17 protein-coding genes are annotated in these 26,283 nt (G+C 64.1%); 7 read left to right on the top strand and 10 right to left on the bottom strand.

Going from position 1 to position 26,283, the window contains the following annotated elements; translation table 11 throughout:
* Positions 1–56 precede the first annotated feature (56 nt).
* The gene (locus JKP78_RS20780) at positions 57–389 is read right to left on the bottom strand and encodes a type II toxin-antitoxin system HicB family antitoxin (protein ID WP_200627464.1); all 333 of its coding nucleotides are present in this window, start codon (positions 387–389) and stop codon (positions 57–59) included.
* A 383-nt stretch (positions 390–772) separates the two neighbouring features.
* Positions 773–1,030, bottom strand: a complete 258-nt coding sequence (locus JKP78_RS20775) for a DUF2790 domain-containing protein (RefSeq protein WP_186690561.1) — start codon at positions 1,028–1,030, stop codon at positions 773–775.
* Between the two features lie 353 nt (positions 1,031–1,383).
* Between JKP78_RS20775 and JKP78_RS20770 the strand changes: the two genes are divergently transcribed.
* Positions 1,384–1,752: a GNAT family N-acetyltransferase gene (locus JKP78_RS20770; protein WP_186690559.1), complete on the top strand. Its 369-nt coding sequence runs from the start codon at positions 1,384–1,386 to the stop codon at positions 1,750–1,752.
* On the opposite strand, the gene def is transcribed toward JKP78_RS20770, so the two are convergent.
* The 3 genes from def to JKP78_RS20755 all read right to left on the bottom strand — a co-directional run bounded on the left by def (position 1,707) and on the right by JKP78_RS20755 (position 3,530).
* Positions 1,707–2,243: a peptide deformylase gene (gene def / locus JKP78_RS20765; protein WP_186690558.1), complete on the bottom strand. Its 537-nt coding sequence runs from the start codon at positions 2,241–2,243 to the stop codon at positions 1,707–1,709. The genes JKP78_RS20770 and def overlap by 46 nt on opposite strands.
* Positions 2,240–3,199 carry a YihY/virulence factor BrkB family protein gene (locus JKP78_RS20760; RefSeq protein ID WP_186690557.1) on the bottom strand — a complete coding sequence of 320 codons (960 nt, stop codon included), beginning with the start codon at positions 3,197–3,199 and terminating at the stop codon, positions 2,240–2,242. The genes def and JKP78_RS20760 overlap by 4 nt, the downstream gene beginning before the upstream one ends.
* 151 nt (positions 3,200–3,350) lie before the next feature.
* A complete protein-coding gene (locus JKP78_RS20755; RefSeq protein ID WP_114168292.1) occupies positions 3,351–3,530 on the bottom strand; it encodes a CsbD family protein in 180 nt (59 codons plus the stop codon).
* A 198-nt stretch (positions 3,531–3,728) separates the two neighbouring features.
* On the opposite strand from JKP78_RS20755, the gene JKP78_RS20750 reads away from it, so the two are divergent.
* Entirely contained in the window at positions 3,729–4,109 is a 381-nt protein-coding gene (locus JKP78_RS20750; RefSeq protein ID WP_186676182.1) for a hypothetical protein, read from the top strand.
* On the opposite strand, the gene JKP78_RS20745 is transcribed toward JKP78_RS20750, so the two are convergent.
* Positions 4,110–4,946, bottom strand: coding sequence for a CvfB family protein (locus JKP78_RS20745; RefSeq protein ID WP_186690556.1), 837 nt, complete (start codon positions 4,944–4,946; stop codon positions 4,110–4,112).
* A gap of 131 nt (positions 4,947–5,077) precedes the next feature.
* Here JKP78_RS20745 and JKP78_RS20740 point away from each other — a divergent pair, with 131 nt between their 5' ends.
* A complete protein-coding gene (locus tag JKP78_RS20740) occupies positions 5,078–5,971 on the top strand; it encodes a DUF6279 family lipoprotein (RefSeq protein WP_200627462.1) in 894 nt (297 codons plus the stop codon).
* A gap of 95 nt (positions 5,972–6,066) precedes the next feature.
* Here the strand turns inward: JKP78_RS20740 and aceK are convergent, their stop codons facing one another.
* Positions 6,067–7,782, bottom strand: a complete 1,716-nt coding sequence (gene aceK / locus JKP78_RS20735) for a bifunctional isocitrate dehydrogenase kinase/phosphatase (RefSeq protein WP_186690555.1) — start codon at positions 7,780–7,782, stop codon at positions 6,067–6,069.
* A gap of 247 nt (positions 7,783–8,029) precedes the next feature.
* Between aceK and JKP78_RS20730 the strand changes: the two genes are divergently transcribed.
* Together JKP78_RS20730 and JKP78_RS20725 are read left to right on the top strand one after the other, a co-directional pair.
* The gene (locus JKP78_RS20730) at positions 8,030–8,905 is read left to right on the top strand and encodes a DMT family transporter (RefSeq protein ID WP_186690554.1); all 876 of its coding nucleotides are present in this window, start codon (positions 8,030–8,032) and stop codon (positions 8,903–8,905) included.
* 13 nt (positions 8,906–8,918) lie between these two features.
* The gene (locus tag JKP78_RS20725) at positions 8,919–9,377 is read left to right on the top strand and encodes a DUF4265 domain-containing protein (RefSeq protein WP_186690552.1); all 459 of its coding nucleotides are present in this window, start codon (positions 8,919–8,921) and stop codon (positions 9,375–9,377) included.
* 12 nt (positions 9,378–9,389) lie between these two features.
* Here JKP78_RS20725 and JKP78_RS20720 read toward each other — a convergent pair whose 3' ends face one another.
* Together JKP78_RS20720 and JKP78_RS20715 are read right to left on the bottom strand one after the other, a co-directional pair.
* The gene (locus JKP78_RS20720) at positions 9,390–10,271 is read right to left on the bottom strand and encodes a DMT family transporter (RefSeq protein WP_200627460.1); all 882 of its coding nucleotides are present in this window, start codon (positions 10,269–10,271) and stop codon (positions 9,390–9,392) included.
* A gap of 116 nt (positions 10,272–10,387) precedes the next feature.
* Positions 10,388–10,552, bottom strand: coding sequence for a hypothetical protein (locus JKP78_RS20715; RefSeq protein ID WP_225931893.1), 165 nt, complete (start codon positions 10,550–10,552; stop codon positions 10,388–10,390).
* A gap of 279 nt (positions 10,553–10,831) precedes the next feature.
* On the opposite strand from JKP78_RS20715, the gene pvdO reads away from it, so the two are divergent.
* Both pvdO and JKP78_RS20705 read left to right on the top strand, forming a co-directional pair.
* Complete coding sequence (gene pvdO, locus JKP78_RS20710) at positions 10,832–11,692, top strand: dihydropyoverdine dehydrogenase (RefSeq protein WP_200627458.1); 861 nt, start codon at positions 10,832–10,834, stop codon at positions 11,690–11,692.
* A 127-nt stretch (positions 11,693–11,819) separates the two neighbouring features.
* Positions 11,820–14,279: a TonB-dependent siderophore receptor gene (locus JKP78_RS20705; protein WP_200627456.1), complete on the top strand. Its 2,460-nt coding sequence runs from the start codon at positions 11,820–11,822 to the stop codon at positions 14,277–14,279.
* Between the two features lie 188 nt (positions 14,280–14,467).
* On the opposite strand, the gene JKP78_RS20700 is transcribed toward JKP78_RS20705, so the two are convergent.
* The gene (locus JKP78_RS20700) at positions 14,468–26,278 is read right to left on the bottom strand and encodes a non-ribosomal peptide synthetase (protein WP_200627454.1); all 11,811 of its coding nucleotides are present in this window, start codon (positions 26,276–26,278) and stop codon (positions 14,468–14,470) included.
* Between the last annotated feature and the right edge of the window lie 5 nt (positions 26,279–26,283).

Genomic DNA, 26,283 nt, shown 5'->3' with positions numbered 1-26,283 from the left:
CAAGAAAGCGGCCTAGAGCGTGCCATGACTGCGCAGCGGATGGGAAGTGCGTGGGCTCAGGCCATGGCGGCTTGCTCGAAGACTTCGTCCGCCCATTGGTTCAAGCTCTTGCCGGCGGCGCATGCGGCGATACTCGCCGCGGCATGGACTTCGGGGCGGATGCGCAGCATGATTTTGCCAGAGGCAGGTTTTTCTGGCGTTATGCCCTGCTCTGCACAATCGGCCAGGTAATCCTCCAACGCATCGCGGAAAGCCTCATGCAGCTCCGGCACCGACCCCGCGTGAAAACTGATGATGTCACGCATACCAAGCACTCGGCCGACGAAGATATCGTCACGCTCGTCATACTCGATACGGGCAGCGTAGCCTTTATAGCGCATGCAACTCATATCCTGACTCCTGCCCGCAAGAGGAATTCGCGAGCCTCTTCAATTGATACCGCTTGGCTTCCTTACCAGGATGAGACCGGTGGCCTCGCCCGCATTGGCCAGCCAGCACAAGCTTGACCCTGGATCCTTGCCGCTCCAATACCTGGCCACCCAAGTGGAGCGTCAATGCCTCGATTTCGGAAAAAGCCAACGACACCGTAGTCGGCGTGCGGAAAATTGCATCGAGGATCTTGCGGTATCGAGTATTCATCGAAAAATGCTATCAAAATAAGATAGCACTTTTTCCTCGATATTCATTCAGGATTTTTCTATCGCTCGAAGAGCATGCGCGGCTGGCCCCGGGGCAGATCGCCGCAGGGGCCACCCATCAGGCAACGACCTGATCAACCCTGCTGGCAACCCTCACCCATGGCACGGTACTGGATGGTATGCACCTGCCCCTGGTGATCCTCGTAGGTCATGGTCGCCGGGACCACTTCGCACACGTTGGGGATGGTCGAAAGGTTGATCACCCGCTTGATATCCAGGTTCATGGAGTAGTCGTATTGCTGGGTCAGGGGTTCGCTGTTGACGGGTTTGGCCTCATCGGCGAGGGCGAACGAGGACATACCGACCAATGCAAGAATCAGTAGTGGTTTCATGTGAGTCTGCCTTTCACGCGTTCAAGCTGATCGATTGACTTCTATTGCCGTGACGGCGCGGAGAAGTTGCCATCTACGCTGAAGATGGCACGAAGTACCGATCCCGCTTCGTACTGCCAGGGGGGATGAGTGAAAGTCTACTCCCGACCCTGAATAGTTGAACCCCACGGTCGGATATTCAGCCTTGCAGTATTTGCAACAATCTGCGACAACGTGGCCGCAAATAGTCAGGCCAGAGCGTTTGGTCACTTTTCAGGGCGGGCCCCACCATTTCTCTCAATCTGCAGTGTTCGCCACTGTCGGCCAGCGAACGCCGGCTACTGGACCATTTTTACCGCCAGCATGGCACGCGCATGCGTGCTGCGGGCGACGGGCAACTATGGGTGGCCAGGGCGCCTGGGATCATCGCCGGGTTGAGCCTGAGCCCGGTAGACAACGGCTTCTGGCTGACCGGACTGTTCGTCGCCCCGCAGCACCGCGGCCAGGGGGTAGCCGGGCGTTTGATCGAGGCGGCGCTGGCGCAGGCAGGCGGCCCGACCTGGCTGTTCTGCCATACGGACCTTGCAGCCTTCTATCAGCGCCTGGGCTTCGCCACTGCCGGGCACTTGCCGCAAGCCCTGGCTGGCCGCCTGCAGCGCTACCAGCGCAGCAAACGCCTGGTGGCCCTGCAGCGGGGTCAGTCGTCGCTGGGGTCAAGCCCGGGAAACAGCACCTCGGTGTAGCCGAACCGGGAGAAGTCCTGGATGCGTGACGGGTACAGGCGGCCGATCAGGTGGTCGCATTCGTGCTGCACCACCCGGGCTTGGAAGCCTTCGGCAAAGCGCTCGATCGGCTTGCCCTGGGGGTCGAGGCCGGTATAGCAGATATGCTTGAATCGCGGCACCACGCCGCGCAGGCCAGGTACCGACAGGCAGCCTTCCCAACCATCCTCCAGTTCGCTGGAGGTTGGCGTGATCACCGGGTTGAGCAGGATGGTCTGCGGCACCGGCTCGGCATCCGGGTAACGCTCGCTGCGCTCGAAGCCAAAGATCACCAGCTGCAGGTCGATGCCCACCTGCGGCGCCGCCAGGCCGACACCGCCGACGTGATGCATGGTTTCGAACATGTCGTCGATCAGTTGCTGCAACTCGGCGCTGCCGAACATGTGCTGGGGTACGGGCGGCGCGATGCGCAGCAGGCGTTCGTCACCCATCTTGAGAATGTCGCGGATCATCGGGAGTTCGGCTCGGTAGGTTGGTGCTCGCTGGGTACCGGGTGTTCATGGCCCAGCACGGTAATGGTGGCGTGGGGGGTGTGCTCGGCAGCTTCCTTCTCGCCCGGGTTCTTGCCCTCGCTGGACATGTGCTCGATCACGGCGTTCATTTCCGCGCCCAGCAGCAACACCGCAGCGGAAATATAGAAGTACAGCAACAGCACGATGATTGCACCAATACTGCCGTACATGGCGTTGTAGTCGGCAAAGGTCTTCACGTAGTAGGCAAAGCCCAGCGACGCCACGATCCACACCACCACCGCCAGCACCGAGCCCGGGGTGATGAAGCGAAACTCCTGTTTCACATCCGGCATCACGTAGTAGATCACCGCCACTGCAACCATCAGCAGAATCACGATCACCGGCCAGCGCAGCACGGTCCACAAGGTGACGATGAACTCCTGCATGCCAACCTGCGCCGCGATCCATTCCATTACCTGCGGGCCCAGCACCATCAGCGCCGCCGCCACCAGCAGCATGCCGGCCAAGCCTACCGTGTAGATGATCGACAGCGGCATGCGCTTCCAGGCCGGGCGCCCCTCGGGCACGTCGTAGGCGGCGTTCATCGCGCTCATCATCAGGCGCACACCGGCCGAGGCGGTCCACAGGGCAATCACGATACCTACCGACAGCAGCCCGCCCTTGGACTGTTGCAACTGGTCGATCACCGGGTTCACCTGCTCCAGCGCCTGGGGCGGCAGCACCAGTTCCGACTGCAGGCGCAACCAGGAGAAGAAGTCCGGCAGGTGCAGGAAGCCGATCAGCGCTATCAAGAACAGCAGAAAAGGAAACAGCGAGAACAGCGCCTGATACGCCAATGCCGAGGCGTAGGTGGACATCTCGTCGTCAAGGAATTCCTTGACCGTACGTACCAGCACGCGGTGCAAGGGCAGGCCGCGCAGGTCGGGGAAAATCATAGCGTCTCCTTTCGCCGCTTGATCGGTTCAACGGACAAGTCTAATAGACCCTGTCGGCGCTGTGCTGCTCCCGGCAAAACTGCAAGAATTTTCTTACAGCAGTATCAGCCTCTTCGCGGGCCAGCGCGAAGAGGCTGCTTGGCGAATCACATCAAGGCTTTTTCACTGCATCCTTCACATTGCCCTTGATCTGTTGCCCTTCACCTTTCAACTCCTGCGCCTCGCCCTCGGCGCGCAGCCTGTCATTGTCGGTGGCTTTGCCAACCCCCTGCTTGACGTTACCGATCGCTTCGTTGGCCAACCCTTTCGCTTTGTCTTTGGTACCGCTCATGGCAAAACTCCTGTAACTGGAGACACGTGGACCGTGTCGACAGTCGGTGGACCCGGGCCCTTCGCCAGGAGTTTCAATGAATCACCCGCGCATGAGCCAAGCGGCAACCTTGCAGGCATGGCAGACGGCAAGCCTTGCCGCGCCCGGTGCCACCCCTCACAATGCAGGCCTTCGTAGCGTCAACCCGCAGGAACCTGCATGAAACTCGACAAACCCGCCGCCATCGCCCGGCGTAACCAAGCATTGGCCCGGCCGGTGCTGACCAGCGCCAATACCCTGTTCGCCATTCTCGACCGCAAACGCAACCTGTGGTGGTTCGAGGTGCCGGTGGCGCTGCTGCGCAAGGGCCAGCCCGACTGGGTCAACCTGCTGCTGCACACCCCGGAAAGCGATGAGCTGCAGCACCTGAAGGTGCCGACCAACTTCCTGCGCGCCCACCAGGAGCAGATGGAGGTGCGCAACCCCGGCAAGCGCCGCTCGACCATCAGCCTGGCGCTCAGTGCCGACCGCGACTCGCTGCTGCGCGACACCCGCCCGGGTGGCGAGCAGCTGGACTTCCGTACCTTCGTGCAGGCCTGATCAGGCCTTCTCGATCCGATCGTCATGGATGACGATGCGGCCCTGCTTGAACAGGCCGCCAATGGCCTTCTTGAAGTTGCCCTTGCTGACGTTGAACAGCTTGCTGATCAGCGCCGGGTCGCTCTTGTCGCACACCCCCAGCACCCCGCCTTCGGCCTCCAGGCGGGCCATGATCTGCTCCTGCAGGCTGTCGGCCAGGGCCGCGCCCACCGGTTGCAGGCTGAGGGCGATCTTGCCGTCGTGGCGTACTTCCTTGATGAAGCCCTTTTCGTGCATGCCGGAACGCAGGAACTTGAACACCTCGTTCTTGTGGATCAGGCCCCAGTGGCGGTTGTTGATGATGGCCTTGAAGCCCATCGGCGTTTCGCCGGCCACCAGCAGCTCGACCGGCTGACCAGCCTGGTAGTCCGCCGGGGTGCGGTCCAGGTAGCGGTCCAGGCGCGAAGTGGCGGTGATGCGGCGGGTGCGCTTGTCGAGGTACACGTGCACCACGCAGTAGTCGCCGATCTTCAACGGCCGCGCCTCTTCCGAGTACGGCATCAGCAGGTCCTTGGACAGGCCCCAGTCGAGGAAGATGCCGGCGCCGTTGATGTCCTTGACCTTGAGGCTGGCGAATTCGCCGACCTGCACCTTGGGCTTTTCGGTGGTGGCGATCAGCTGGTCTTCGCTGTCCAGGTAGATGAACACGTTCAGCCAGTCATCGACTTCGGTTTCGGCGTTTTTCGGGATGTAGCGCGCGGGCAGCAGGATCTCGCCGTCGGCACCGCCATCCAGGTACAGGCCGAAGTCCACGTGTTTCACGATTTGCAAACTGTTGTAACGCCCAAGCAGAGCCATTTCCGATGATCCTCAAGACAAGGCGGCTATTCTACACCTGAAGCCAGCGCGCCGCCCGACCGCTGATGCAGTGGAACCGCCAGCCGCGCCCTTGCGTCTACCGTCTGGCAAGCCTCAGCAAGGAACAGCCCATGCCGCTACGCCTGTCCAAAGCCCTGCTCATCGCCATCGGCTTCGCCCTGGCCATGGCCGCCTGCAGCCGCATCGACCTGGCCTACCGCAACCTCGACCGCCTGGTGCCATGGTCGCTGGGCGACTACCTGGACATGAACCGCGAGCAGAAGGCCATGCTCGACGACCGCCTGCGCGAGCACCTGGCCTGGCATTGCCAGACCCAGTTGCCTGGCTACCTCGACTGGCTGGACCGGGTACGTGACATGGTGGCCGACGACCAGGTAACCGACCAGGCCCTGCAGCAACGCACCCGCGAAGCGCGCGAGGCGATTGGCCGGGTGGCGGAGGAGATCACCCCGTCGGCCATTGAACTGCTACGCGGCATGAGCGACGCCCAGGTGGCGGAGATGCGCGAGGCGTTCCGCGACGACATCGCCGAACGGCAGAAACAGTATGTCGATACGCCGCTGTCGAAACAGATTGCCCGCCGCGCCGAACGCATGGAAAAACGCCTCACGCCCTGGTTTGGCGAGCTGACCCCGGTGCAGCAGCAACGGGTACGGGCCTGGTCCGAGGCGCTGGGCGACCAGAACCGCGCATGGATCGCCAACCGCGCCCACTGGCAGCAACAACTGCTGCTGGCAATGAACCAGCGTAACGACGCCAGCTTCGAGCCGCGCCTGGCGACCTTGCTGCAGCGCAAGGAGAGCTTGTGGACGCCGGAATATCGCGCGGCATTCCAGAATACCGAGCGGCAGGCGCGTAGCCTGCTGGTCGACCTGGTGCAACAGAGCACCCCGCAGCAGCGGCGGTTCCTGCAGGAGCGGCTGGGCCAGGTGCGGACGAATTTCAGTGACTTGAAGTGTTTGAGGGGTGAAGGTGAAAAGCAGGCCCGGCCTCTTCGCGGGTAAACCCGCTCCCACAGGCACCCCACTGGTTTCGCGTACTGTGCCGTATCTGTGGGAGCGGGTTTACCCGCGAAGAGGCCGGGCCTGCCAAAGCACAGTCACCGCCCCTTGCGCCGATACGGAAACACATCGATCACTTTCCCGTCGCGTATCGCCGCCTGCAGCCGCTTCCAGTAATCCGCGTCGTACAGCTCACCATGCAAGCGGCTGAACAACCGGCGCTGGCCGATATCGGCGAACAAAAACGGCGGAAATTCTTCGGGAAACACATCATGCGGCCCGATCGAGTACCATGGCTCGCCCGACATCTCGTCTTCGGGATAGCGCGGCGGTGGAATGTGGCGGAAGTTGACCTCGGTCAGAAAGCTGATTTCGTCATAGTCGTAGAACACCACCCGGCCATGCCGGGTAACGCCGAAATTCTTCAGCAGCATGTCGCCAGGGAAGATATTCGCCGCCGCCAGCTGCTTGATGGCCAGGCCGTAATCCTCCAGCGCCTCCAGCACCTGGGCCTCGCTGGCATGCTCCAGGTACAGGTTCAGGGGCGTCATGCGCCGCTCGGTCCAGCAGTGGCGAATCAGCACCGTGTCGCCCTCCAGCGCCACGGTCGAGGGTGCCACCTCCAGCAGTTCGGCCAGGCACTCCGGCTCGAACTTGCTGCGCGGAAAGCGAAAATCGGCAAACTCCTGGGTATCGGCCATACGCCCCACCCGATCGACACTCTTCACCAGCCGGTACTTGTCGATCACCGTGGCACGGTCGACCGTCTTCGATGGCGAAAAACGGTCCTTGATGATCTTGAACACGGTATTGAAGCCCGGCAGGGTGAACACGCTCATGACCATGCCACGGACCCCGGGCGCCATGACGAAGCGGTCGTCGCTGCTGGCCAGGTGGTTGATCAGCGCCCGGTAGAACTCCGACTTGCCGTGCTTGTAGAACCCGATCGAGGTGTACAGCTCGGCAATGTGCTTGCCCGGCAGAATGCGCTTGAGGAAGTTGACGAATTCCGCAGGCACCGGCACGTCGACCATGAAGTACGAGCGGGTGAAGGAAAAGATGATCGATACCTCGGCCTCGTCGGTGATCAGCGCATCGGCCTCGATGCCGTGCCCTTCGCGGTGCAACAGCGGGATCACCAGCGGCCACTGCTCGTCGCTGTTGTATAGCCGGCCGACCAGGTAGGCCCCCTTGTTGCGGTACAGCACCGGCACGAACAGCTCCAGGGCCAGGGCCGGGTCCTTGCAGACCCAGTCCGGCAGGCAGTCGCGCAACTGCTCCTCCAGGCGCGCCAGGTCGCCTTCCAGGTCGCCATACGGCACATCGAACGGGTAATCGGCAAATACCGCCCGCAGCAAGCCCTTCAGGCCACCGTCAGGTCGATAGGTGCGGGTTTGCGCGGCCCGTTCGCGGCCGCGCATCGAGGGCCGGGTGGTGTGGATGAACATGCAGCCGTCGCTGATCAGGTCGTGGCTGAACAGGCTGCAGAACAGCGAGTTGTACCAGGTCTCGGCCAGCTCGTCGTCCAGACGCGGGTCGATCAGGTGGATGTAGGCGTCCTTCACCAGCGGCCATTGCGCCACGTCCAGCAACACATCCTCGGCAAACCCTTGGCGCAGCCAGCCGTTGACCTCGGCGACCTTTTCTTCATAGAGGTTGATGCGGGCGGCAGCGGCACGCTGGATATCCTGCCAGCGCGCTTGTTCGAAGCGCTCGCGGGCGCCGAGGGTGATGCGCTGGAAATGGTCGCGGTAATCGTCGAAGCCGGCGAGGATCATCCGGGCGATTTCGACGGCGGGCCAGGGCTGGGGCATGCGAAGACCTCGATGCGGTGTTGAGTTACAGAGCTTAGTCGCCTCTTGGTTTTTGCGGAGCCTGTGCCGGCCTCTTCGCGGGTAAACCCGCTCCCACAGGTTCTCTGCAATGCTCGGCCCGGTGGCAACCCTGTGGGAGCGGGTTTACCCGCGAAAGGGCCGACACAGGTTTACAGCGCAAGAAAGCACAAGAATCCCCCCGCCCCCTGGCGTACACTCGCGCCCTGCCCTGCCGCCGGAGACCGTTGTGAGCCCCATCGCCCTAGCCCGCCTGCTGACCCTTGCCGCCGTCTGGGGGGCGAGCTTCCTGTTCATGCGCATCATCGCCCCGGCGCTTGGCACGGTACCGACCGCGTTTTTCCGCGTGTCCATCGCCTGCCTGGGCCTGGTCGCGCTGTTTGCTGCCGCCCGGGTGCGCTGGGACTTCCAGGGCAAGCTCGGCGCCTGCCTGGTGCTGGGCATGATCAACTCCGGCATTCCGGCCACCTTCTATTCCGTGGCCGCCCAGGTGTTACCGGCCGGTTATTCGGCCATCTTCAACGCCACCACGCCGCTGATGGGCGTGCTGGTCGGCGCGCTGTTCTTCCGCGAACCGCTGACCCTGGCCAAGCTGTGCGGCATCTTCCTCGGCCTGTTCGGCGTCGGCATCCTCAGCGGTGCCGGCCCAGTGGCCCTCGACCTGGCCCTGCTGCAGGGCGCCCTCGCCTGCCTGGCAGCCACCACCTGCTACGGCTTTGCCGGTTTCCTCGCCCGCCGCTGGGTCAGCGGCCTGGACAGCCGCCTGTCGGCACTGGGCAGCATGCTCGGCGCTACCCTGATGCTCAGCCCGCTGTTCGCCTGGAGCGCACTGAGCCAGCCACCGGCCAGCTGGGGCGGCTGGCAGGTGTGGCTGTCGCTGCTGGGCCTGGGCTTGCTGTGTACGGCATTCGCCTACATCCTGTACTTCCGCCTGCTGGAGGAAATCGGCCCGGTCAAGGCCAGCACCGTGACCTTCCTGATTCCGGTGTTCGGCGTTTTGTGGGGGGCGTGGCTGCTGGACGAACCGCTGTCGATGGCGCACCTGTACGGCGGCGTGCTGATCGGTGCGGCGTTGTGGCTGGTACTGCGCCCGGCGCGCAGGTGAAGCGGAGCAGACTGTGAACAGCGCATACAAGAAGGTCTTGTTCCGCCTGGAACAGGACGCCAACGGCTATCCACCGGCCTCGGTCGAGGGGCTGTGGGCCAAGGCCGTGGACGGTGGCTATGCCGTCGACAACATTCCCTTCCATGTCTACGGCATTGCCCCGGGCGACGTGATCGCCACCCGTGAACAAGCCGGCGAAACCTGGTTTGCCGCACTACGCCGCAGCGGCGGCAGCTCGGTGTTCCGGGTTATTGTCAAGCCCCCGGAAACCTTGGACCAGGTACGCGCGGCGCTGCAAGACTTCGGCTGCAACTGCGAGACCGAGCAAGCGGTGAAGATGCTGGCGCTCGAGGTCCCGCCGCAGCGTTCGCTCGATACCCTGCTCTACTACCTGCTCACCCAGCGCGACGCCGGCCTGCTGGACTTCGAGGAAGGCGTGCTGCGCCACGCGATCCCCGAAGAATTCCGCTAGGACCGCCAGGGCCTAGGCCTCGGCCAGGCGCGCGGCGGGCTTGCGAAACACGAACAGCAGGCCCACCACGATCAGCCCCATGCCCAGCAGGCCAAGCGGAGCCAGGCGGTTACCGAAGATCAGCAAGTCCATCACCGCAGTCACGGCCGGCACCAGGTAGAACAGGCTGGTGACATTGACCAGGTTGCCCTTGGCGATCAGCCGGTACAGCAGCAAGGTCGCCAGCAGCGAGACCACCAGGCCCATCCACAGCAGCGCGCCGACGAAGCTGCCGCTCCACTGCACATGCAGTGGCTGCAGCGGCGCGAACAGTGCGCACATGGCAAAGCCGGCCAGGTACTGCAGCGGCAGGGTGCCCATGGGGTTGTCGGTGATGCGCTTCTGCAGGATCGAACCGAAGGTCATGCAGGCCAGCGCCAGCAGGGCGAACAGCATCCCGGCCAGCGATACCCCACCCAGGTTGATGCCCTGGTAGACCACCATGACCAAGCCCGCCAGCCCCAACCCCAGGCCGAACAGACGGCTCCACGAGCGTTGGCGCTCCATCAGCACCACGGTCAGGATCGGTTGTACCCCCATCACCGTGGCCATGATGCCCGGGGTGACCTGGGTGTCGAGCGCCAACAGGTAGAAGATCTGGTAGGCGCCGAGCAGCACGCAGCCGGTGCCCAGGGCCCGCAGCACGGCACCACGACTGCGCGGCCAGCGCAGCCCCAGCAGCGGCCCGACCAGCAGCACGCCGGCCAGGGCCAGCGCCGAGCGCAGCAGCAGGAAGGCGAACGGGCTGGCCTGCGCCAGGCCCAGCTTGGAAACGATCGCCCCGCTGCTCCACAGCAGGACGAACAGGCAGGTAGTGGCCGCCGAGGCCACGGAGGTTTTGCTAAAGACAGACATGGATTGCCACCTGATATAAGGCAAATAAGCCAGACGGACGACGTGCGCTTCAGCGAGGGAAGTCGCCGACCGTGTTCAGTAGGTTGCGTGTGCGAAGGGCAGCGGCCAGCAGCCGATCAGCCCAGCACGACCACGCAGCGAGGCGGAGCTACGCCGCCCACGACGCCACTGACAGGTGGTGGTGGATAGTGACTGATCATGACCGGCTGCTGGCTGCCACGCACGACCATGCCCGCGACTGGCGCGATGGCAAAGCAAGTGGTGGAAGGGCTGGCTGACATGAGCAGGTCTTCGGGAAGAGGGCAATGGGCTGGACTATAGCCCGGGGTTTGCTGGCTGGCAACCACCCCGCCGCCCACGCTCCCGTTGTAGGAGCGGCCTTGCGTCGCGATGGGCTGCGAAGCGGCCCCATTTCTTTGCATTCACGCCGATATTGCCGGGGCCGCTTCGCGCCCCATCGCGACGCAAGGCCGCGCCTACAACGACTGGTTAATTTTTCACCGCCTCGGCTCGTCTGAATGCGAAACGCAGCCCGCATTCACCCGTTCCGAGGACCGCTGATGAACGTCTCCACCTGGCTCTGCCGGCCAGCCCAGATCACCTGCCTGCTGCTGGTCAGCGCCCATGCCCACGCCGCCAAACCCGGCGACGTGTTCAAAGACTGCAAGGACTGCCCGGAAATGGTCGTGCTGCCCGCCGGCAGCTACCTGATGGGCGCCCCCGACGACGAAGTCGGTCGCCAGCCCGACGAGGGCCCGCTGCACACCGTGACCTTCACCAAACCCTTCGCCATGAGCCGCTACCAAGTTACCGCCGGCGAACTGGACGCCTATATCAAGGCCACCGGCACCGTGATCAAGAGCGGCGACGATCGCCCCGGCCGCTGGTGCCAGGCGAGCAAGCCCAGCTACCCGCAAGGCCCCCGCCAACCCGCGGTGTGCGTGGACTACGACGAAGTGCAGGCCTACACCCGCTGGCTGGCGAACACCACCGGCAAAGCGTACCGCATGGTCAGCGAAGCCGAACGTGAATACGCCGCCCGTGCCGGGTCCAGCGGCCCGTTTCCGTTCCCCTTCGACGAACCGGGCAAGTACGAGATCAGCAAGCACGCCAATACCTATGGCCCCAAGGATGGTTACACCTACACCGCCCCGGTGGGCAGCTACCCGGCCAATGCCTTCGGCCTGTACGACATGCACGGCAACGTCTACGAGTGGGTCGCCGACTGCTACCACGACAGCTACCAAGGCGCCCCCAGCGACGGCAGCGCCTGGGTCCAGGACCCCCAGTGCATTCGCGCGCACATGCGTGGCAACGACTGGGGCGAGCCGCCGATCTTCTCTCGCTCGGCCAACCGCAACGACCGCCTCAAGACCACCCGCGGCGACTTTCTCGGTTTCCGCGTAGCACGTGAATTGTGAAGTTGTGACGCGGTTGACGCAGCAGCCTGGAAAAAAAATCGGCAATAAGAATCGTTCCGGTTTTTACCAGGTGCTGCGTCCTATTGCTGACACCGATAAAAACCCTCTGCCAACGAGACCGCAATAGATGTCCAAGCCCCTGCCCGGCCCGCTCAACCCACTGGCCAAAGCGTTACTGATCCGTCACTCCTTTCGCCCCCGGGATGCGTTGACACGCGTCGGCCTGGGCCTGGCAATGTGCACCGCCATGGTCGCCCAGGTGCAGGCGCAGGAATGGACCCTGGACATTCCCGCGCAGTCGATGAACTCGGCATTGCAGGCACTGGCCAGACAGACCGATACCCAGTTGCTGTACAGCCCGGAGGACATCGGCGGGTTGCGCTCCAGCGCCCTCAAGGGCCAGCACGACCTCGCTTCGTCACTGGCCATCCTGCTGGGTGGCAGCGGGCTGCGTTACCAGATCGACGGCAACACCGTGACCGTCAGCGCAGCTACAAGCGCAAAGGACGGCCAGGTCGAGCTTTCGGCGACCAACGTCAGTAGCACGGGCCTGGGGGCCACCACCGAAGGCACGGGGTCGTACACCACCGGGGTGACCAGCACCGCCACCAAGATGAACCTGTCGATCCGCGAAACGCCGCAAACCATCAGCGTGATCACTCGCCAGCGCATGGATGACCAACACCTGGCGACGATGACCGAAGTGCTCAACCAGACGCCCGGCATCACCATGTCCCAGGACGGCGGTGAGCGTTTCAACATCTACTCCCGTGGCAGTGCGATCAACACCTACCAGATCGATGGCGTGACCACCAACCAGGAAAACCAGACCCGCAACATGCCCAGCACCCTGCTGGACATGGCGCTCTATGATCATGTCGAGATCATCCGTGGTGCCACCGGTCTGATGACCGGGGCGGGTGACCCGAGCGGCGTGGTGAACCTGATCCGCAAGCGGCCAACCCGCGAGTTCAAGTCGCACATCCAGGCCGGGGTTGGCTCGTGGGACTACTACCGCGCCGAAGCAGACATCTCCGGGCCGCTGACGGCAAACGGCAACGTTCGCGGCCGCTTCGTCGCAGCCAAGCAAGACAACGACACCTTCATGGACTGGTACAGCCAGAAACGCGACCTGGTCTATGGAGTTGTCGAAGCAGACCTGAGCGACAGCACCGTCGGCCGTTTCAGCATCGACCACCACAAGTACCGGGCCGATGGCGCCCCGGGCGTCCCGGTGCTGTTCAGCAATGGCCAACCCACCGATTTCTCCCGCTCGAAAAGCGCCGGCGCGCGCTGGATGTACGACGAAATCGAAACCACCAACTACACCTTCGGCCTGGAACAGGCACTGGCCAATGACTGGCAGTTCAAGATCGCCGCCAACTACATGGACGTCGACCGCGATACCGACTCGGCCTACCTGCGTACCACCACCAACGTGGCCTATATCAACCAGGCCACCGGTGCGATACCGATCATCCCGGCCAAGGCCAAGGCAACCCAGACGCAGAAAGGCGTCGATGTGACGCTCCAGGGCCCGTTTGAACTGCTCGGGCAGAGCCATGAGCTGATCGTCGGCTACAACTTCCAGGAGTACGAAAACCAGCACGACGAAGCCGATGCGCCGTCGACCACGATCGACTATTACAACTGGGACAACCAGATGGCCCGGCCAGCGGACGACAGCTACGTCCCGTTCCTGGATTACAACGTCGCTATCCGGCAGAGCGGTTACTACCTGGCCGGCCGCTTCAACATCACCGACGAACTGCACTTCATCCTTGGCGCCCGGGTCTCGAAATACAGCTACGACTACAACCTCAGCATCCTGCCCACCCGCGCCCCGACCACCAAGATGCGCGAGAACGGCGTGGTCACGCCCTATGCCGGGATCGTCTACGACCTGACCCCGGAGCAGTCGGTCTATGTCAGCTATACCGACATCTTCAAACCGCAGTCCGCCCAGGATGTTTCCGGCAAGACCCTGGAACCTGTGGTGGGCAAAAACTACGAGCTGGGTTGGAAAGGTGAATTCTATGATGGCCGGTTGAATGCCAACGCTGCCCTCTATCTGATCCAGCGCGACAACCTTGCCGAAGAGGATGGCGATAACCTGACACCTGGTCGTACCCAGGCTTACCGCGCTGTCGATGGTGCGGAAACCAAAGGTATCGACCTGGAACTGTCCGGTGAGGTATTGCCCGGTTGGAACCTGCAGACCGGCTATAGCCACTCGCGTACCGAGGACGCCGATGGCAACCGCCTGACCACGCAATTGCCCATGGACACCTTCCGCCTCTGGACCACCTACCGTCTTCAGGGTGACTGGAACAAGCTGACCATTGGCGGCGGTGCAAGCTGGAACTCCAGTTCGTCGCTCACCTACGCCCGCCTGGGTGCACGGGTCACGCAAGACGACTATACCGTCGCCAGCCTGATGGCTCGCTACCAGATCAACGACAACCTGTCGGCCACCGTCAACGTCAACAACCTGTTCGATGAGAAATACTACGCAGGCATGGCCGGCAGCTACGCCCACTACGGCGCCCCGCGCAACACCATGCTGAACCTGCGCTACGACTTCTGACCTGACAGCAATCCCGCCACACTTGCCGCAAGCCGGCTAACAGAACGGCGCTTCCCACACGGGAGCGCCGTTTTTCATTGCCCGGCCATGCCCGGGCGAGCCGTAGTCATGAAAAAGCCCGTTGCCACCCCAAGGGGTACGCAACGGGCCCTCATGCAGGCAGCCGCCCCACAACGGGGCGGCCAGCTTCAGCCGCCGACCAGGTCCCGCCGTTGCAGCAAGGCGACCACGCCGTCGAGCACCTCGGGATGCCTGAGGATGTCGTAATGCCCGGCATCCACAGAGGTATGCCGGGCAGGGCCGGCAATCCGTTCGTCGAAGTTGCCGGTACCTGCCCACCAGCACGCAGCCTCTGCAAGAGTAACCGGCAACGCGGCCATCTGCTGCGACAGTGCCTTGAGCTTCATCGCGACGACAAAAGTGTGGGCCAGCTCCGCGCTGCCGATCTCGGCATAAGCTGACTGCCCGGCCTGGGACGCGCGCACCGCGTCAATGATCTGCGCCAACCCGTTGCTGTCGCAATCGGCCGCTATTGCAGGCACAACCAGACGTTCTCTGTCTGCGCCAAGCATCACCCCCAGGAAGCCGTGCAGGTCGTCACGCCAATCCGTGTCTGGTGCCACCTGGCCCGGCTGAGGAATGAAGCTGTCCACCAGGCTCAGCATCGCAACCTGCTGCCCTTGGCTTTCCAGCTCATGGGCCACCAGCACCGCCAGCGCGCCACCGAGCGACCACCCGAGCAACTGGTAAGGCCCCTGCGGCTGTTTCTGGCGGATGTACTGGGCATAGTCGATCGCCATTGCCTGCAGGGAATCATCCTCCCAGGCATGCTCCAGCAGCATGCGACACTGGATGCCGTAGACTGCACAGCGGCCGTCCAGACGGCGCGCCAACGGCTCGTAGTCGAACACCGTACCGAAGCCGGCGTGCAGGCAGAACAACGGTGGCGCCCCGGCCACACGGCTGTTGAGCAGCAGCAGCGGATCCAGGCTGGCCTCGTTGTCGGCGTAACCAGACAATTCGGCAATGGTCGGCCTGGCAATCACATCCCGCAGTTTCAGTTCGATGGGCAACGCCTCGCAGGCGCGGACCTTGGACAGCATCTTGAGCACCCGCAGCGAATCGCCGCCCAGCTCGAAGAAGTTGTCTTCGACCCCCACGCTGGGCACATCCAGCACTTGCTGCCAGATGTCCGCCAACGCCCGCTCGATCGCGTTGCGCGGTGCAACCTGCACACGCTGGCCGACGAATTCGGGCGCCGGCAGCGCATTGCGGTCGACCTTGCCGTTTGGCGTGAGCGGCAATGCCGGCATCAGCACCAGTTGCGCAGGCACCATGTAATCCGGCAATTCGGCAGCCAGGGCCTCACGCAATGCCTGGGCGCAGCCGTGGTGGTCGCGGGTAACCACGTAGCCGATCAGCTGTTTGCCTGTGGCTGTGTCGCGTGCGACCACCACGGCATCCCGCACCTCGCTCAGGTCACGCAGGCGCGCTTCGATTTCGCCGGGCTCGATGCGGAAACCACGCACCTTCAACTGGTTGTCCATGCGCCCGATGAAGTCGATCACCCCATCGCTACGGCGCCGCACCCGGTCACCGGTGCGATACAGGCGCAAGCCCTGGCCAGATGGGTCGGCAACGAAACGCTCGGCAGTCAGGGACGGCCGCTGGTGATACCCGCGCGCCACCCCTTCGCCGCCAATGTACAGCTCGCCCGCGACACCATCAGGCAACGGATTGAGATGCGGGTCGAGTACGTACAGGGTACGCTCACCGACACGCGTACCGATCGGTGCGAACACCGCCTCGCATGCCTGCTCGCGGGAGACCTTCCACAACAGCGGGGTAACCACCGTCTCGGTCGGGCCATAGCCGTTGGTCAGCCACTGCGGCCGCAAGCTGCGCTTGACCTGCTCGAACAGGGCATTCGGTACCGCGTCCCCGCCAAAGCAGTACACCCGCACCGGGGGTGCGGCCTGGTCCTGGCCCTCGGCGAATTCTGCCAGTTGCTGAAGGTAGGCCGGTGGGAAGCAGGCAATGTCGATGCGCTGCTCGTGCAGCACCTGCCAGGTTTCTTCTGCCGTCCACAGACGGTTTTCACGCACTACCAGACAGCCACCGGACGACAAGGTCGACAACCAGCGTTCCTGGGCACCATCGAAGGCGAATGACATGAACAGCAGCTCGCGGGTGGTTCGATCCATGTCATACAGCGAGGCAATCGCCTGGCAGTGCATGCGGATCTGCTCGTGGCTGACCGCTACCCCTTTGGGCTTGCCGGTAGAGCCGGAGGTATAGATGAGGTAGGCCAGGTTGTCCCGCTGCAGGTTCACTTGCGGCGGCGTCAGCGGCAAGGCGTCGAGTACCTGTGTGTCCAGCTCGACACAGCACTGCACCTGGGCGAAACGCGGCCTGAGCTCGCGGGTGGTGATCAACGCGTGCATGCCGGCGTCAGCGACGATCCATTGCAGGCGCTCCTGGGGGTAATCGATGTCCAGCGGGACATAGGCCGCACCGGTCTTCATCACGGCGAGGAACGCCACGATGACGTCGACCGAACGCTCCAGGGCGATGCCGACGGTGGCCTCTGGCCGCGCCCCCAGGGCGATGAGCCGATGCGCCAGGCGATTGGCCCTTTCCTCCAGCTCGCGATAGGTCAATTGCTGCCCTGCGCAGACCACCGCGACGGCATCGGGGCAAGCCGTGGCATGTACGGCAATCTGCTCGGCCAGCAGCGGCTCACGCTGCGGGCTGCCGGCCAGGCGGTTACGCGTGGCGGCCTGTTGCAACTGCGCCGGGGTCAGCATATCCAGGCTACCGAGCGTAGCCTGCGGGTCATCCAGCATCGCATTCAACAAGCGCTCGAAGCTACCACGCAATGCCTCGGTGGCGGCCTCGCTGAAGCAGCTGCGCAGGTACATGAACTCCACCACCAGGGTGTTGCCCAGCTCCACGCACAAGTCCATGGCGTAGTTGGTAACGCCGCGCGCACTGACCTCACCGAACTGCAGGGAGTCGCTACTGTTTTCCGCCAGGCGCTCATCGACCGGGAAATTCTCGAACACGACGATACTGTCGAACAACGGCTGGCCCGGGCGCCCGGCCCAGCGCTGGACATGGGCAAGGGCCGCGTGCTCATGGTCGCGCATCTCGACGTTGTACGCCTGCAGCTGCTGCAACCATGTCTCGACCCGTTGCCCGGGCTCGGGCGCCTGCACCACCGGCAAGGTATTGATGAACAACCCCAGCATTTCATCGGCGCCCGCAAGGCTCGGTGGGCGCCCTGCCACCGTCGCGCCGAAGCACACCGTGGACTGCCCGGTGTAGCGTTGCAACACCAGCAACCAGGCCGCCTGTATCAGGGTGTTCGGGGTCACCCGCAGCTTTTGCGCCTGCTCACGCAGGCGTCGGGTCCTGGGCATGTCCCAGCGCAGGTACAGCGCTGCATGGCCGTCCAGCTCAGGCGCAGGGCGCGGCAGCACGCTGCCAGTCAGCAAGGTCGGGGTTTCCAGACTGCCGAGTGTGGCGCTCCAGAACCGTTCGAGTTGTTCCTGGGGTTGCGCGCCAAGCCAGCGGATGTAGTTGCCGAACTGCACCACCGGGCGCTCCGGCACTTGCCCGTGATAGGTCTGCAGCACCTCGCCCAGCAGGCGCGAATCGCTCCAGCCGTCCATCAGGATGTGATGGCGCGTCCAGATCAGGTGCACGCCGCCATCTTCCAGGCGCACCAGCGTCAGGCGCATGAGCGGCGCACTCGCCAACTGGAAGCCTCGGGCAGCGTCTTCTGCCGCCAATGCCTTGAGTGCCTCCGGCGCGCAGTCTCGCTGCCGCCAATCGAGCACCTGCAACGGCAAGGCCACGTCGTGCAGCACCAGTTGCATCGGCTCGTGCAGTTGCGGGTCGGACCAGAAGGCCGTGCGCAGAATGTCATGCCGGGCAATCACCTGCCGCCAGGCATCGGCGAAGCGGTCAATGTCCAGCCCGGCAACCGAGACTGCGGTCTGGTTGATGTAAAGGCCGGCTTCTGGCCCTTGCAGGGTATAGAACAGCATGCCCTGCTGCATCGGCGAAAGCGGATAGAGGTCAGCGATCTGCTCCATCGGAACCGGCAGTCGCTGCCGTTGTGCCGGGGTCAGCGCCGCCAACGCATCCGCTGCCGAAGCTGCAGGCGGGTCGCCATCCTGCGCGGTGCGGTGTTGCCGTGCGACCGAGGCCAGGCGCTGTACGGTCTGATGCTCGAAAAGCTCCCTGGGGGTAAACTCGAGCCCGGCCTTGCGCGCTCGGCTGACCAGTTGCAAGGATGCGATCGAATCACCGCCCAGCTCGAAGAAGTTATCGCTCAGGCCGACCCTCTCCAGCTTCAGTACCTGTGCCCAGATCGCCGCGATCTGTTGCTCCAGCGCGCTCTGCGGGGCGACGTACTCGCCCTGCAACTGGCTGGCATCCGCCTGCGGCAGGGCCTTGCGATCGAGCTTGCCATTCGGCGTCAGCGGCAGCTGGTCGAGCAGCAGCAGGTGCGCCGGCACCATGTAGTCCGGCAAGCCAGCCTTGAGCGCAGCACGCAGGCCGTCGCGCAACGCGCCCTGCTCTTGCGTGCTGTCGGCGGGCACCACGTAGGCCACCAGTTGCTTGCCGCTCGGCCCGTCCTGGGCCAGCACCACTGCCTCCTGCACGCTCGGCAGCTGCAGCAGGTGCGCTTCGATCTCGCCCAGCTCGATGCGCAGGCCGCGGATCTTCACCTGGTGGTCGATACGCCCGGCGTAGTCGATCACCCCGTCGGCGCGGTAGCGGGCCAGGTCGCCGGTGCGGTACAGGCGCCCGCCAGCGGTGCTGAACGGGTCTGGCACGAAGCGTTCGGCGGTCAGCGCCGGGCGCTGGTGATAGCCACGGGCCAGGCCCACGCCACCGAGGTACAGCTCACCGGCACTGCCGCGTACTGCCGGTTGCAGGCTGCCATCGAGGATGTGGGCCTTGAGGTTGTCGATCGGCTGGCCGATCGGCACGCTGATATTTTCGTCCGGCTGGCAGGTCCAGTGGGTGACGTCGATGGCCGCTTCGGTCGGCCCGTACAGGTTGTACAGGCTCGCCGCCGGCAAACGTTGCAGGGCCTGGCGGGCCAGTTCGGCCGGCAGTGCTTCGCCGCTGCACACCACGCGCCTGAGGCTGACGCAGCGCTCTACCGCCTGGTGGGTCATGAACGCCTGCAACATCGACGGCACGAAGTGCAGCGTGCTGATGCCGTAGTGGTTGATGGCCTCGACCAGCAGTTGCGGGTCGCGGTGCGCCCCTGGCTGGGCGATGACCAGCCGCGCGCCGGTCATCAACGGCCAGAAGAACTCCCACACCGACACGTCGAAGCTGAACGGGGTTTTCTGCAGCACGCTGTCGCTGGCGTCCAGGCCGTAGGCCTTCTGCATCCAGCACAGGCGGTTGACCAGCGCCCGATGGCTGTTGCCAGCGCCTTTCGGGCGACCGGTGGAGCCAGAGGTGTAGATCACGTAGGCGAGGTTCAGCGGCGCTACATCGGTGTCCGGGTTGGCATCGCTGTAGCCGCTCAGGTCTTCGCTATCGAGCTCCAGGCAACGCAAGCCGGCCGGGATCGGCAGGGTGTCGCGCAGGTGCGACTGGCTCAGCAACAAGGCGATGCCGCTGTCGTCGAACATGTAGCGCAGGCGCTCCTGCGGGTACTCCGGGTCCAGCGGCACGTAGGCGCCGCCGGCCTTGACGATGCCCAGCAGGCCGATGACCATTTCCAGGCTGCGCTGCATGGCGATGCCGACCAGCACGTCCGGGCCCACGCCCAACTCGCGCAAGCGGTGCGCCAGCTGGTTGGCACGGCGGTTGAGTTCGGCATAGCTCAGGGCCTGCTCGCCGAATACCAGCGCCGGGGCGTTCGGGGTGGCGAACACCTGGGCTTCGATCAACTGGTGAATGCTGCTATCACTCGGGAACACCGCATCTGTGGCGTTCCAGTCCAGGAGCAGTTGGCGCTGCTCATCGGGGCCCTGCATCGGCAGCTCGGCCAGTGCCTGGCCGGCATCTGCCAGCATGGCCCTGATGAGGTTGCCCAGGTGCTGCGCCACCTGCTCGATCGCCTGGCCAGACCAATGGCTGCGATCGTGGCTGTACTGGATCGACAAAGTCGCCCCCGGGCTCACCAACAGCGTCAACGGGTAGTTGGTCTGCTCGCGATTGGTCACCTCGCCAAAGCGCAGGCCATCGGGCGCGCCCTGTTGCAGCGCTTCGGCCACCGGGTAGTTCTCGAACACCAGCAAGCTGTCGAACAACGCGTCACCGGCCTGCCCGGCCCAGCGTTGCACGTCATACAGCGGGGAATGCTCGAATTCGCGCGCCGCCAGGTTGCTCGCCTGCACCTGGGCCAGCCACTGCGCGACGGTCTGTTCCGCACGCGGCGTGCCGACCACCGGCAGCGTGTTGATGAACAGGCCAATCTGCTCTTGCACCCCTGGCAGGTCAGTCGGCCGCCCAGCCACCGTAGCGCCGAAGCAGACGCTGGGCTGGCCGCTGTAGCGATGCAGCAACAGCAGCCAGACAGCCTGCAGCAAGGTATTGACCGTGACCCGATTAGCCCTGGCGAAGGCCTCGATCTGCCGGGTTTGCTGGCGGTCGAAGCGCTGCTGGTACTCGCCCTGGCCACACGCTGAACCGCCCAGGCCAAGGCCAGGGATGCTTTGCGCCAGACAGGTCGGTGCCTCCAGGTCTGCCAGTTGGCCCTTCCAGAATGTTTCAGCGGCGCCCGCATCCTGACGCTGCAACCAGGCGATGTAGTCGCGGTAATGCGTTGCCTGCACCGGCATCGGTTGCCCGGCATAACGCTGCAACACCTCCCCCAGCAAGCGCGAGGTACTCCAGCCATCCATCAGGATATGGTGGTTGGTATAGATCAGGTGGTGCCGATGCCTGTCGGTACGCACCAGCACCAGGCGCAGCAATGGCGCCTCGGCCAGGTCGAAGCCACGCTGGCGCTCGTCATCGGCCAACTGCTGCAACGCGGCTTCCAGCTGCTGGGTGTCGCGCCAGTCCAGTTCGGTGAACGGCGAGCCGACGGTGCGGTGCACGATCTGCACCGCTCGCTCCAGCTCTGCCTGCCATACGAAGCCGGTTCGCAATATGTCGTGGGCTGCCAGTACATCCAGCCAGGCCTGCTTGAAGCGCTGTGGGTCGAGGTGATCGACATCGACCCGCATCTGGTTGATGTAGTTACCGCTGCCTTGCTCGTACAGGCTGTGGAACAACATGCCTTGCTGCATCGGCGACAACGGATAGACATCGGCAATTTGCGCGGCAGCCACCGGCAGGTTGTCCAGTTGCGCCTGGGTCAGCCCGGCCAGCGGGAAGTCCGAAGGGGTCACCCCGCGATTATGCGCCTGGCAGCAGTGCTCGATCAGGGCCTTGAGCTCATCTGCGTAGGCATCGGCCAGACGCTGGACGGTCGACGGCTTGAAGCGTTCGCTGCTGAATGTCCAGTTGAGCTTCAGTTCCCCGGCAAAGACCTGGCCATTGATGGCCAGCTGGCTGCTCAGGGACGCAGCGTCATCGTGGTTCTGGCCAGCGCTTTCCGGCGCCGGCGTCAGCAGCCCGGTTGCCGCGTCGAAACTGCTGTCGAACTGGCCCAGGTAATTGAAGACGATCTCGCCTGCCGGCAGTTGGCCAAGCAGCTGACAAGCCTCGCTTCCGCCAAGGTAACGCAATACGCCATACCCAATCCCTTTGTCGGGAACGTCGCGCAACTGTTCCTTGATGGTCTTGATCGAACCCGCCCATTGCGCCTGTGGGCTGAGCTTGAGCGGATACAGGCTGGTGAACCAGCCTACCGTGCGGGTCAGGTCGATGCCGTCGAACAGCTCTTCCCGGCCATGCCCCTCCAGGCGCACCAGCACCTGTGCCCGCCCGGTCCAACGCGCGATCACCCGTGCCAGCGCGGTCAGCAGCAGGTCATTGATCTGGGTGCGATAGGCCGCCGGCGCTTCATGTAACAGCTTGTGCGTCCAGCTTGCGTCCAGGCGCGTCGCGACAGAGGCCGCGCAACGCTGCAGGTTGGCACCTTGCGGGTTGTCACAGGGCAGCGCATCGTCAACGCCTTGCAACTGCTCGTGCCAGTAAGCCATTTCATGCTGCAACGCGGGCGTTGTCGCATAGCCCTGCAACTGCTCTGCCCAGGCCTTGAACGCGCTGGTCTTGGCGGGCAATACCGGGATCTGGCCGGCGGCCAGGGACTGGTAAGCCTGTTGCAGGTCTTCGAGCAGCACCCGCCAAGACACCCCGTCAACCACCAGGTGGTGGATGACCAACAGCAACCGCTGGCTGCCATCGGGCAGCTCGCCCAACACTGCCCGCAGCAGAGGCCCTTGCTCCAGGTTCAGGCTGCGCTGGGCTTGGTTGCCGGCCTGCTCCAGTGCTTCGGCATGTTCAACCTGGCGGCACCACAACAGTTCATGCTGCGCGGTGCCGAACACGGCCTGCCAGGCACCTTCGGCGTGGCTGAAGCGCAGGCGCAGGGCGTCGTGATGGTCGACAACGCAGCGCAACGCCGCTTGCAGGTGATGTTCATCGAGCGCCTCGCGGGTGTGCAGCATCAGCGACTGGTTCCAGTGATGCCGCGCGACCACGTCTGCTGCGAAGAACCACTGCTGGATCGGTGTCAGCGGCATGCTGCCCTCGACCTGCCCCTGGTCGATTGCGGTGCCGGTTTCTTGCCGGGCGATCGCAGCCAACCCTTGTACTGTCTGGTGCTGGAACAGCTCCTTGGGAGTGAAGCGGATACCCAGCTGGCGGGCACGGCTGACTACCTGCAACGACATGATCGAATCGCCGCCCAGTTCGAAGAAGTTGTCGGCAAGGCCGACTTGCTCCAGCTTCAGCACGTCGGCCCAGATGGCTGCGATCTGCTGCTCCAGTTCGGTCTGCGGCGCAATGTACTCACCCTGCAGCACGCTGGCATCTGGCACCGGCAAGGCCTTGCGGTCGAGCTTGCCGTTGCCGGTAAGGGGCAGCAGCTCCAGGAACAGCAGATGCGCGGGCAGCATGTGCTCAGGCAGGCTGGCCTTCAGTTCGGCACGCAGGCTGTCACGCAGTTGCGCCTGCCGTTCGATACTGTTCAGCACACCAGCATCGGCAGGCACCACATAGCCCACCAGCTGCTTGCCACTGGCGCCATCCAGCGCCAGCACCGCAACCTGGCGCACGGCAGGCTGTGCGAGCAGGCGCGCTTCGATCTCGCCCAGCTCGATACGGAAACCGCGAATCTTAACCTGCTGGTCGATACGCCCGATGTATTCGATGACCCCGTCGGTACGGTAACGGGCCAGGTCGCCAGAGCGGTACAGGCGCCCGCCCTGGTCATCGAAGGGATTGGGTACGAAGCGCTCGGCTGTCAACCCGGGGCGGCCGTGGTAGCCCCGCGCCAGGCCCGCCTGGCCAATCAGCATTTCCCCCGTGCAACCCGGCAGGATCGGGTTCAGGTTTGCGTCGAGCAAGTACCACGACAGGTCGGGGATGACCTCGCCGATCGGGCTGCTGGCGCCGTGGTGCAAGTCGTCCAGGGTGATCGGCCGGTACGTCACGTGTACGGTGGTTTCGGTGATGCCATACATGTTGATCAGGCGCGGCTGGTGGTCGCCAAACACGTCCAACCAGGGTTTCAGGCTGCTGACCTCCAGGGCCTCGCCACCAAACAGCACATGCCGCAGGGCCAGTTGCTGCCTTGCCTTCGCGGCCTCGCAGGCAACCGCAACAAGCGGTTTGAACGCCGAGGGCGTCTGGTTGAGCACGGTAACCTGCTCGCGCACCAGCAAGGCGTAAAAGTCTTCGCTGGAACGCGCCACATCTGTGGGCACGATGACCGCCTTGCCGCCATGCAGCAACGCGCCGTACAGTTCCCATACCGAAAAGTCGAAGGCGTAGGAGTGGAACACCGTCCATACGTCACTGGCAGCGAAATGGAACCAGTGCCGGGTGGCGGCAAACAGGCGCACCACGTTCCGATGCGGCAGCAGCGTACCTTTGGGCTTACCGGTGGAGCCCGAGGTGTAGATCACATAAGCCAGGTTGTCGGCATTCACCTCGCAGGCAGGGTTGACCTCGCTATAGCCGCCGAGGCCGGTATCGCCGTCCAGTTCCAGCACATGCACACCTGCCGGTATTGGCAGCGTGTCACGCAGGTGCTGCTGGGTCAGCAACAGGCGGATACCGCTGTCCTCGAACAGATAGGCGAGGCGGTCCTGTGGGTACGCCGGGTCCAGCGGCACGTAGGCAGCACCGGCCTTGAGAATGCCCAGCAGGCCAACAACCATCTCCAGGCTGCGCTCGACGGCCAGGCCGACCAGTACATCCGGCCCGGCCCCCAGCTCCAGCAGTTTGTGCGCCAGCTGGTTGGCCCGGCGGTTGAGCTCGGCGTAGCTCAGAGTCTGCTCGCGGCAGACCAGCGCTATCGCATCCGGTGCAGCTTCGACCTGGGCCTCGATCAGGCGATGAAGCGGCTGTTCGGCGGGGAACTGCATCGGTGACGGGTTCCAGGCCTGTACGGCCTGGTCCTGTTGCGCCTGGCTGAGCAGCGGCAGGTCGGCCACGCGCTGCCCGGGCCGGTGCACGATCGCCTCAAGCAGGTTGACCCAGTGAAGTGCCATCCGTTCGATGGTTGCGGCATCGAACAGGTCAGTCGCGTAGCTCAGGGCGGCGTCGAGGCCATGCTCGTATTCGAAAGTGTCCAGGGTCAGGTCGAACCTGGCCGTATCGTGGGCCCAGGTCAACCCCTCCACCTGCAGCCCTGGCACGCTGCGCTGCCCACCCTTGGCCTGCACCTGGTGGTTGTACAGCACCTGGAACAGTGGGCTGTGGCTCAGGCTGCGCTCGGGCTGAAGGGCCTCCACCAGTTGCTCGAACGGCAAGTCCTGATGGCTCTGCGCCCCCAGCACGCGCTGCTTGACCTGCTGGAGCAGGTCGCTGAAGGTCAGCGGCAGGTCGAACTCGGCGCGCAATACCTGGGTATTGACGAAAAAGCCGATCAGCCGTTCGGTCTCCACCCGGTTGCGGTTGGCCACCGGTACCCCGACGCGGATATCCGACTGCCCGGAATAGCGGTGCAGCAAAGCCTGGAAACTCGCCAGCAACACCATGAACAGCGTCGCTCCCTGACGCTGGGCCAGCTGCCTGAGCGAATGCACCAGGGCTTGCGGCAGGCGAACCTCATGCCGGGCGCCGCGGTGGCTGCTGGACGCAGCACGCGGGCGATCGCTGGGCAGCTCGAGTACGGGCTGCTCATCGCCAAGCTCGGCCTTCCAGTACGCCAGTTGCCGCTCGCGCTCACCCGCTTCCATCCACTGCCGCTGCCAGATCGCGTAGTCGGCATACTGGACCGGCAACGCCGGCAGCTGCGGCGCCTGGCCTTGGCTATAACCGGCATACAGCTGCATCAGCTCATCGATCATCAGCGGCATCGACCAGCCATCGGAGACGATGTGATGCAGTGTCACCAGCAGCACATGCTCGTCCTGCCCAAGGCGCAGCAAGCTGACCCGCAACAGTGGCCCGTGCTGCAGGTCGAACGGGCGGCGTGCCTCGGCCTCGACGTGCTCGCGCACGCTGTGTTCATCGACGCCGGCCAGCGTCTGGATCACCAACGCCACGCTGTGCTTGGGATGAATGACCTGGACGGCGCCCTGCCCGTCATCGCTGAAGGTGGTGCGCAAGGTTTCGTGGCGGACCACCAGCGCGTCGAAACTGCGCTGCAACGCCTCGACATCCAGATGGCCCTGCAGGCGCAAGGCCGCCGGGATGTTGTAGAGCGGCGCGGCAGGCTCAAGTTGCCAGAGAAACCACTGCCGCTGCTGGGCGTATGAAAGGGGGACAGGGGCTGCAGGCTCGCGCCTGAAGATCGGGGTGAGCCCATACAGGTTCACCCCCTGCTGCTTGAGCAAGGCTGCCAGGGCCTGGCGCTCTTTGGTGGACAGTAGCTTTACAGACTCAAGCAGCTCTTGCACAGTCA

This window comes from Pseudomonas sp. LAM2023 (genome assembly GCF_016620375.1).
Classification (GTDB): domain Bacteria; phylum Pseudomonadota; class Gammaproteobacteria; order Pseudomonadales; family Pseudomonadaceae; genus Aquipseudomonas; species Aquipseudomonas anuradhapurensis.
The sequence above is the reverse complement of the archived record's forward strand: the minus strand, read 5'-3'. Positions and strand labels throughout refer to the sequence as shown.

Excerpts from the sequence above, each read along its gene's own strand:
- JKP78_RS20780 (WP_200627464.1), bottom strand. The coding sequence starts at position 389 with ATGAGTTGCATGCGCTATAAAGGCTACGCTGCCCGTATCGAGTATGAC.
- JKP78_RS20775 (WP_186690561.1), bottom strand. The coding sequence starts at position 1,030 with ATGAAACCACTACTGATTCTTGCATTGGTCGGTATGTCCTCGTTCGCC.
- JKP78_RS20770 (WP_186690559.1), top strand. The coding sequence starts at position 1,384 with ATGCGTGCTGCGGGCGACGGGCAACTATGGGTGGCCAGGGCGCCTGGG.
- def (WP_186690558.1), bottom strand. The coding sequence starts at position 2,243 with ATGATCCGCGACATTCTCAAGATGGGTGACGAACGCCTGCTGCGCATC.
- JKP78_RS20760 (WP_186690557.1), bottom strand. The coding sequence starts at position 3,199 with ATGATTTTCCCCGACCTGCGCGGCCTGCCCTTGCACCGCGTGCTGGTA.
- JKP78_RS20755 (WP_114168292.1), bottom strand. The coding sequence starts at position 3,530 with ATGAGCGGTACCAAAGACAAAGCGAAAGGGTTGGCCAACGAAGCGATC.
- JKP78_RS20750 (WP_186676182.1), top strand. The coding sequence starts at position 3,729 with ATGAAACTCGACAAACCCGCCGCCATCGCCCGGCGTAACCAAGCATTG.
- JKP78_RS20745 (WP_186690556.1), bottom strand. The coding sequence starts at position 4,946 with ATGGCTCTGCTTGGGCGTTACAACAGTTTGCAAATCGTGAAACACGTG.
- JKP78_RS20740 (WP_200627462.1), top strand. The coding sequence starts at position 5,078 with ATGCCGCTACGCCTGTCCAAAGCCCTGCTCATCGCCATCGGCTTCGCC.
- aceK (WP_186690555.1), bottom strand. The coding sequence starts at position 7,782 with ATGCCCCAGCCCTGGCCCGCCGTCGAAATCGCCCGGATGATCCTCGCC.
- JKP78_RS20720 (WP_200627460.1), bottom strand. The coding sequence starts at position 10,271 with ATGTCTGTCTTTAGCAAAACCTCCGTGGCCTCGGCGGCCACTACCTGC.
- JKP78_RS20715 (WP_225931893.1), bottom strand. The coding sequence starts at position 10,552 with ATGTCAGCCAGCCCTTCCACCACTTGCTTTGCCATCGCGCCAGTCGCG.
- pvdO (WP_200627458.1), top strand. The coding sequence starts at position 10,832 with ATGAACGTCTCCACCTGGCTCTGCCGGCCAGCCCAGATCACCTGCCTG.
- JKP78_RS20705 (WP_200627456.1), top strand. The coding sequence starts at position 11,820 with ATGTCCAAGCCCCTGCCCGGCCCGCTCAACCCACTGGCCAAAGCGTTA.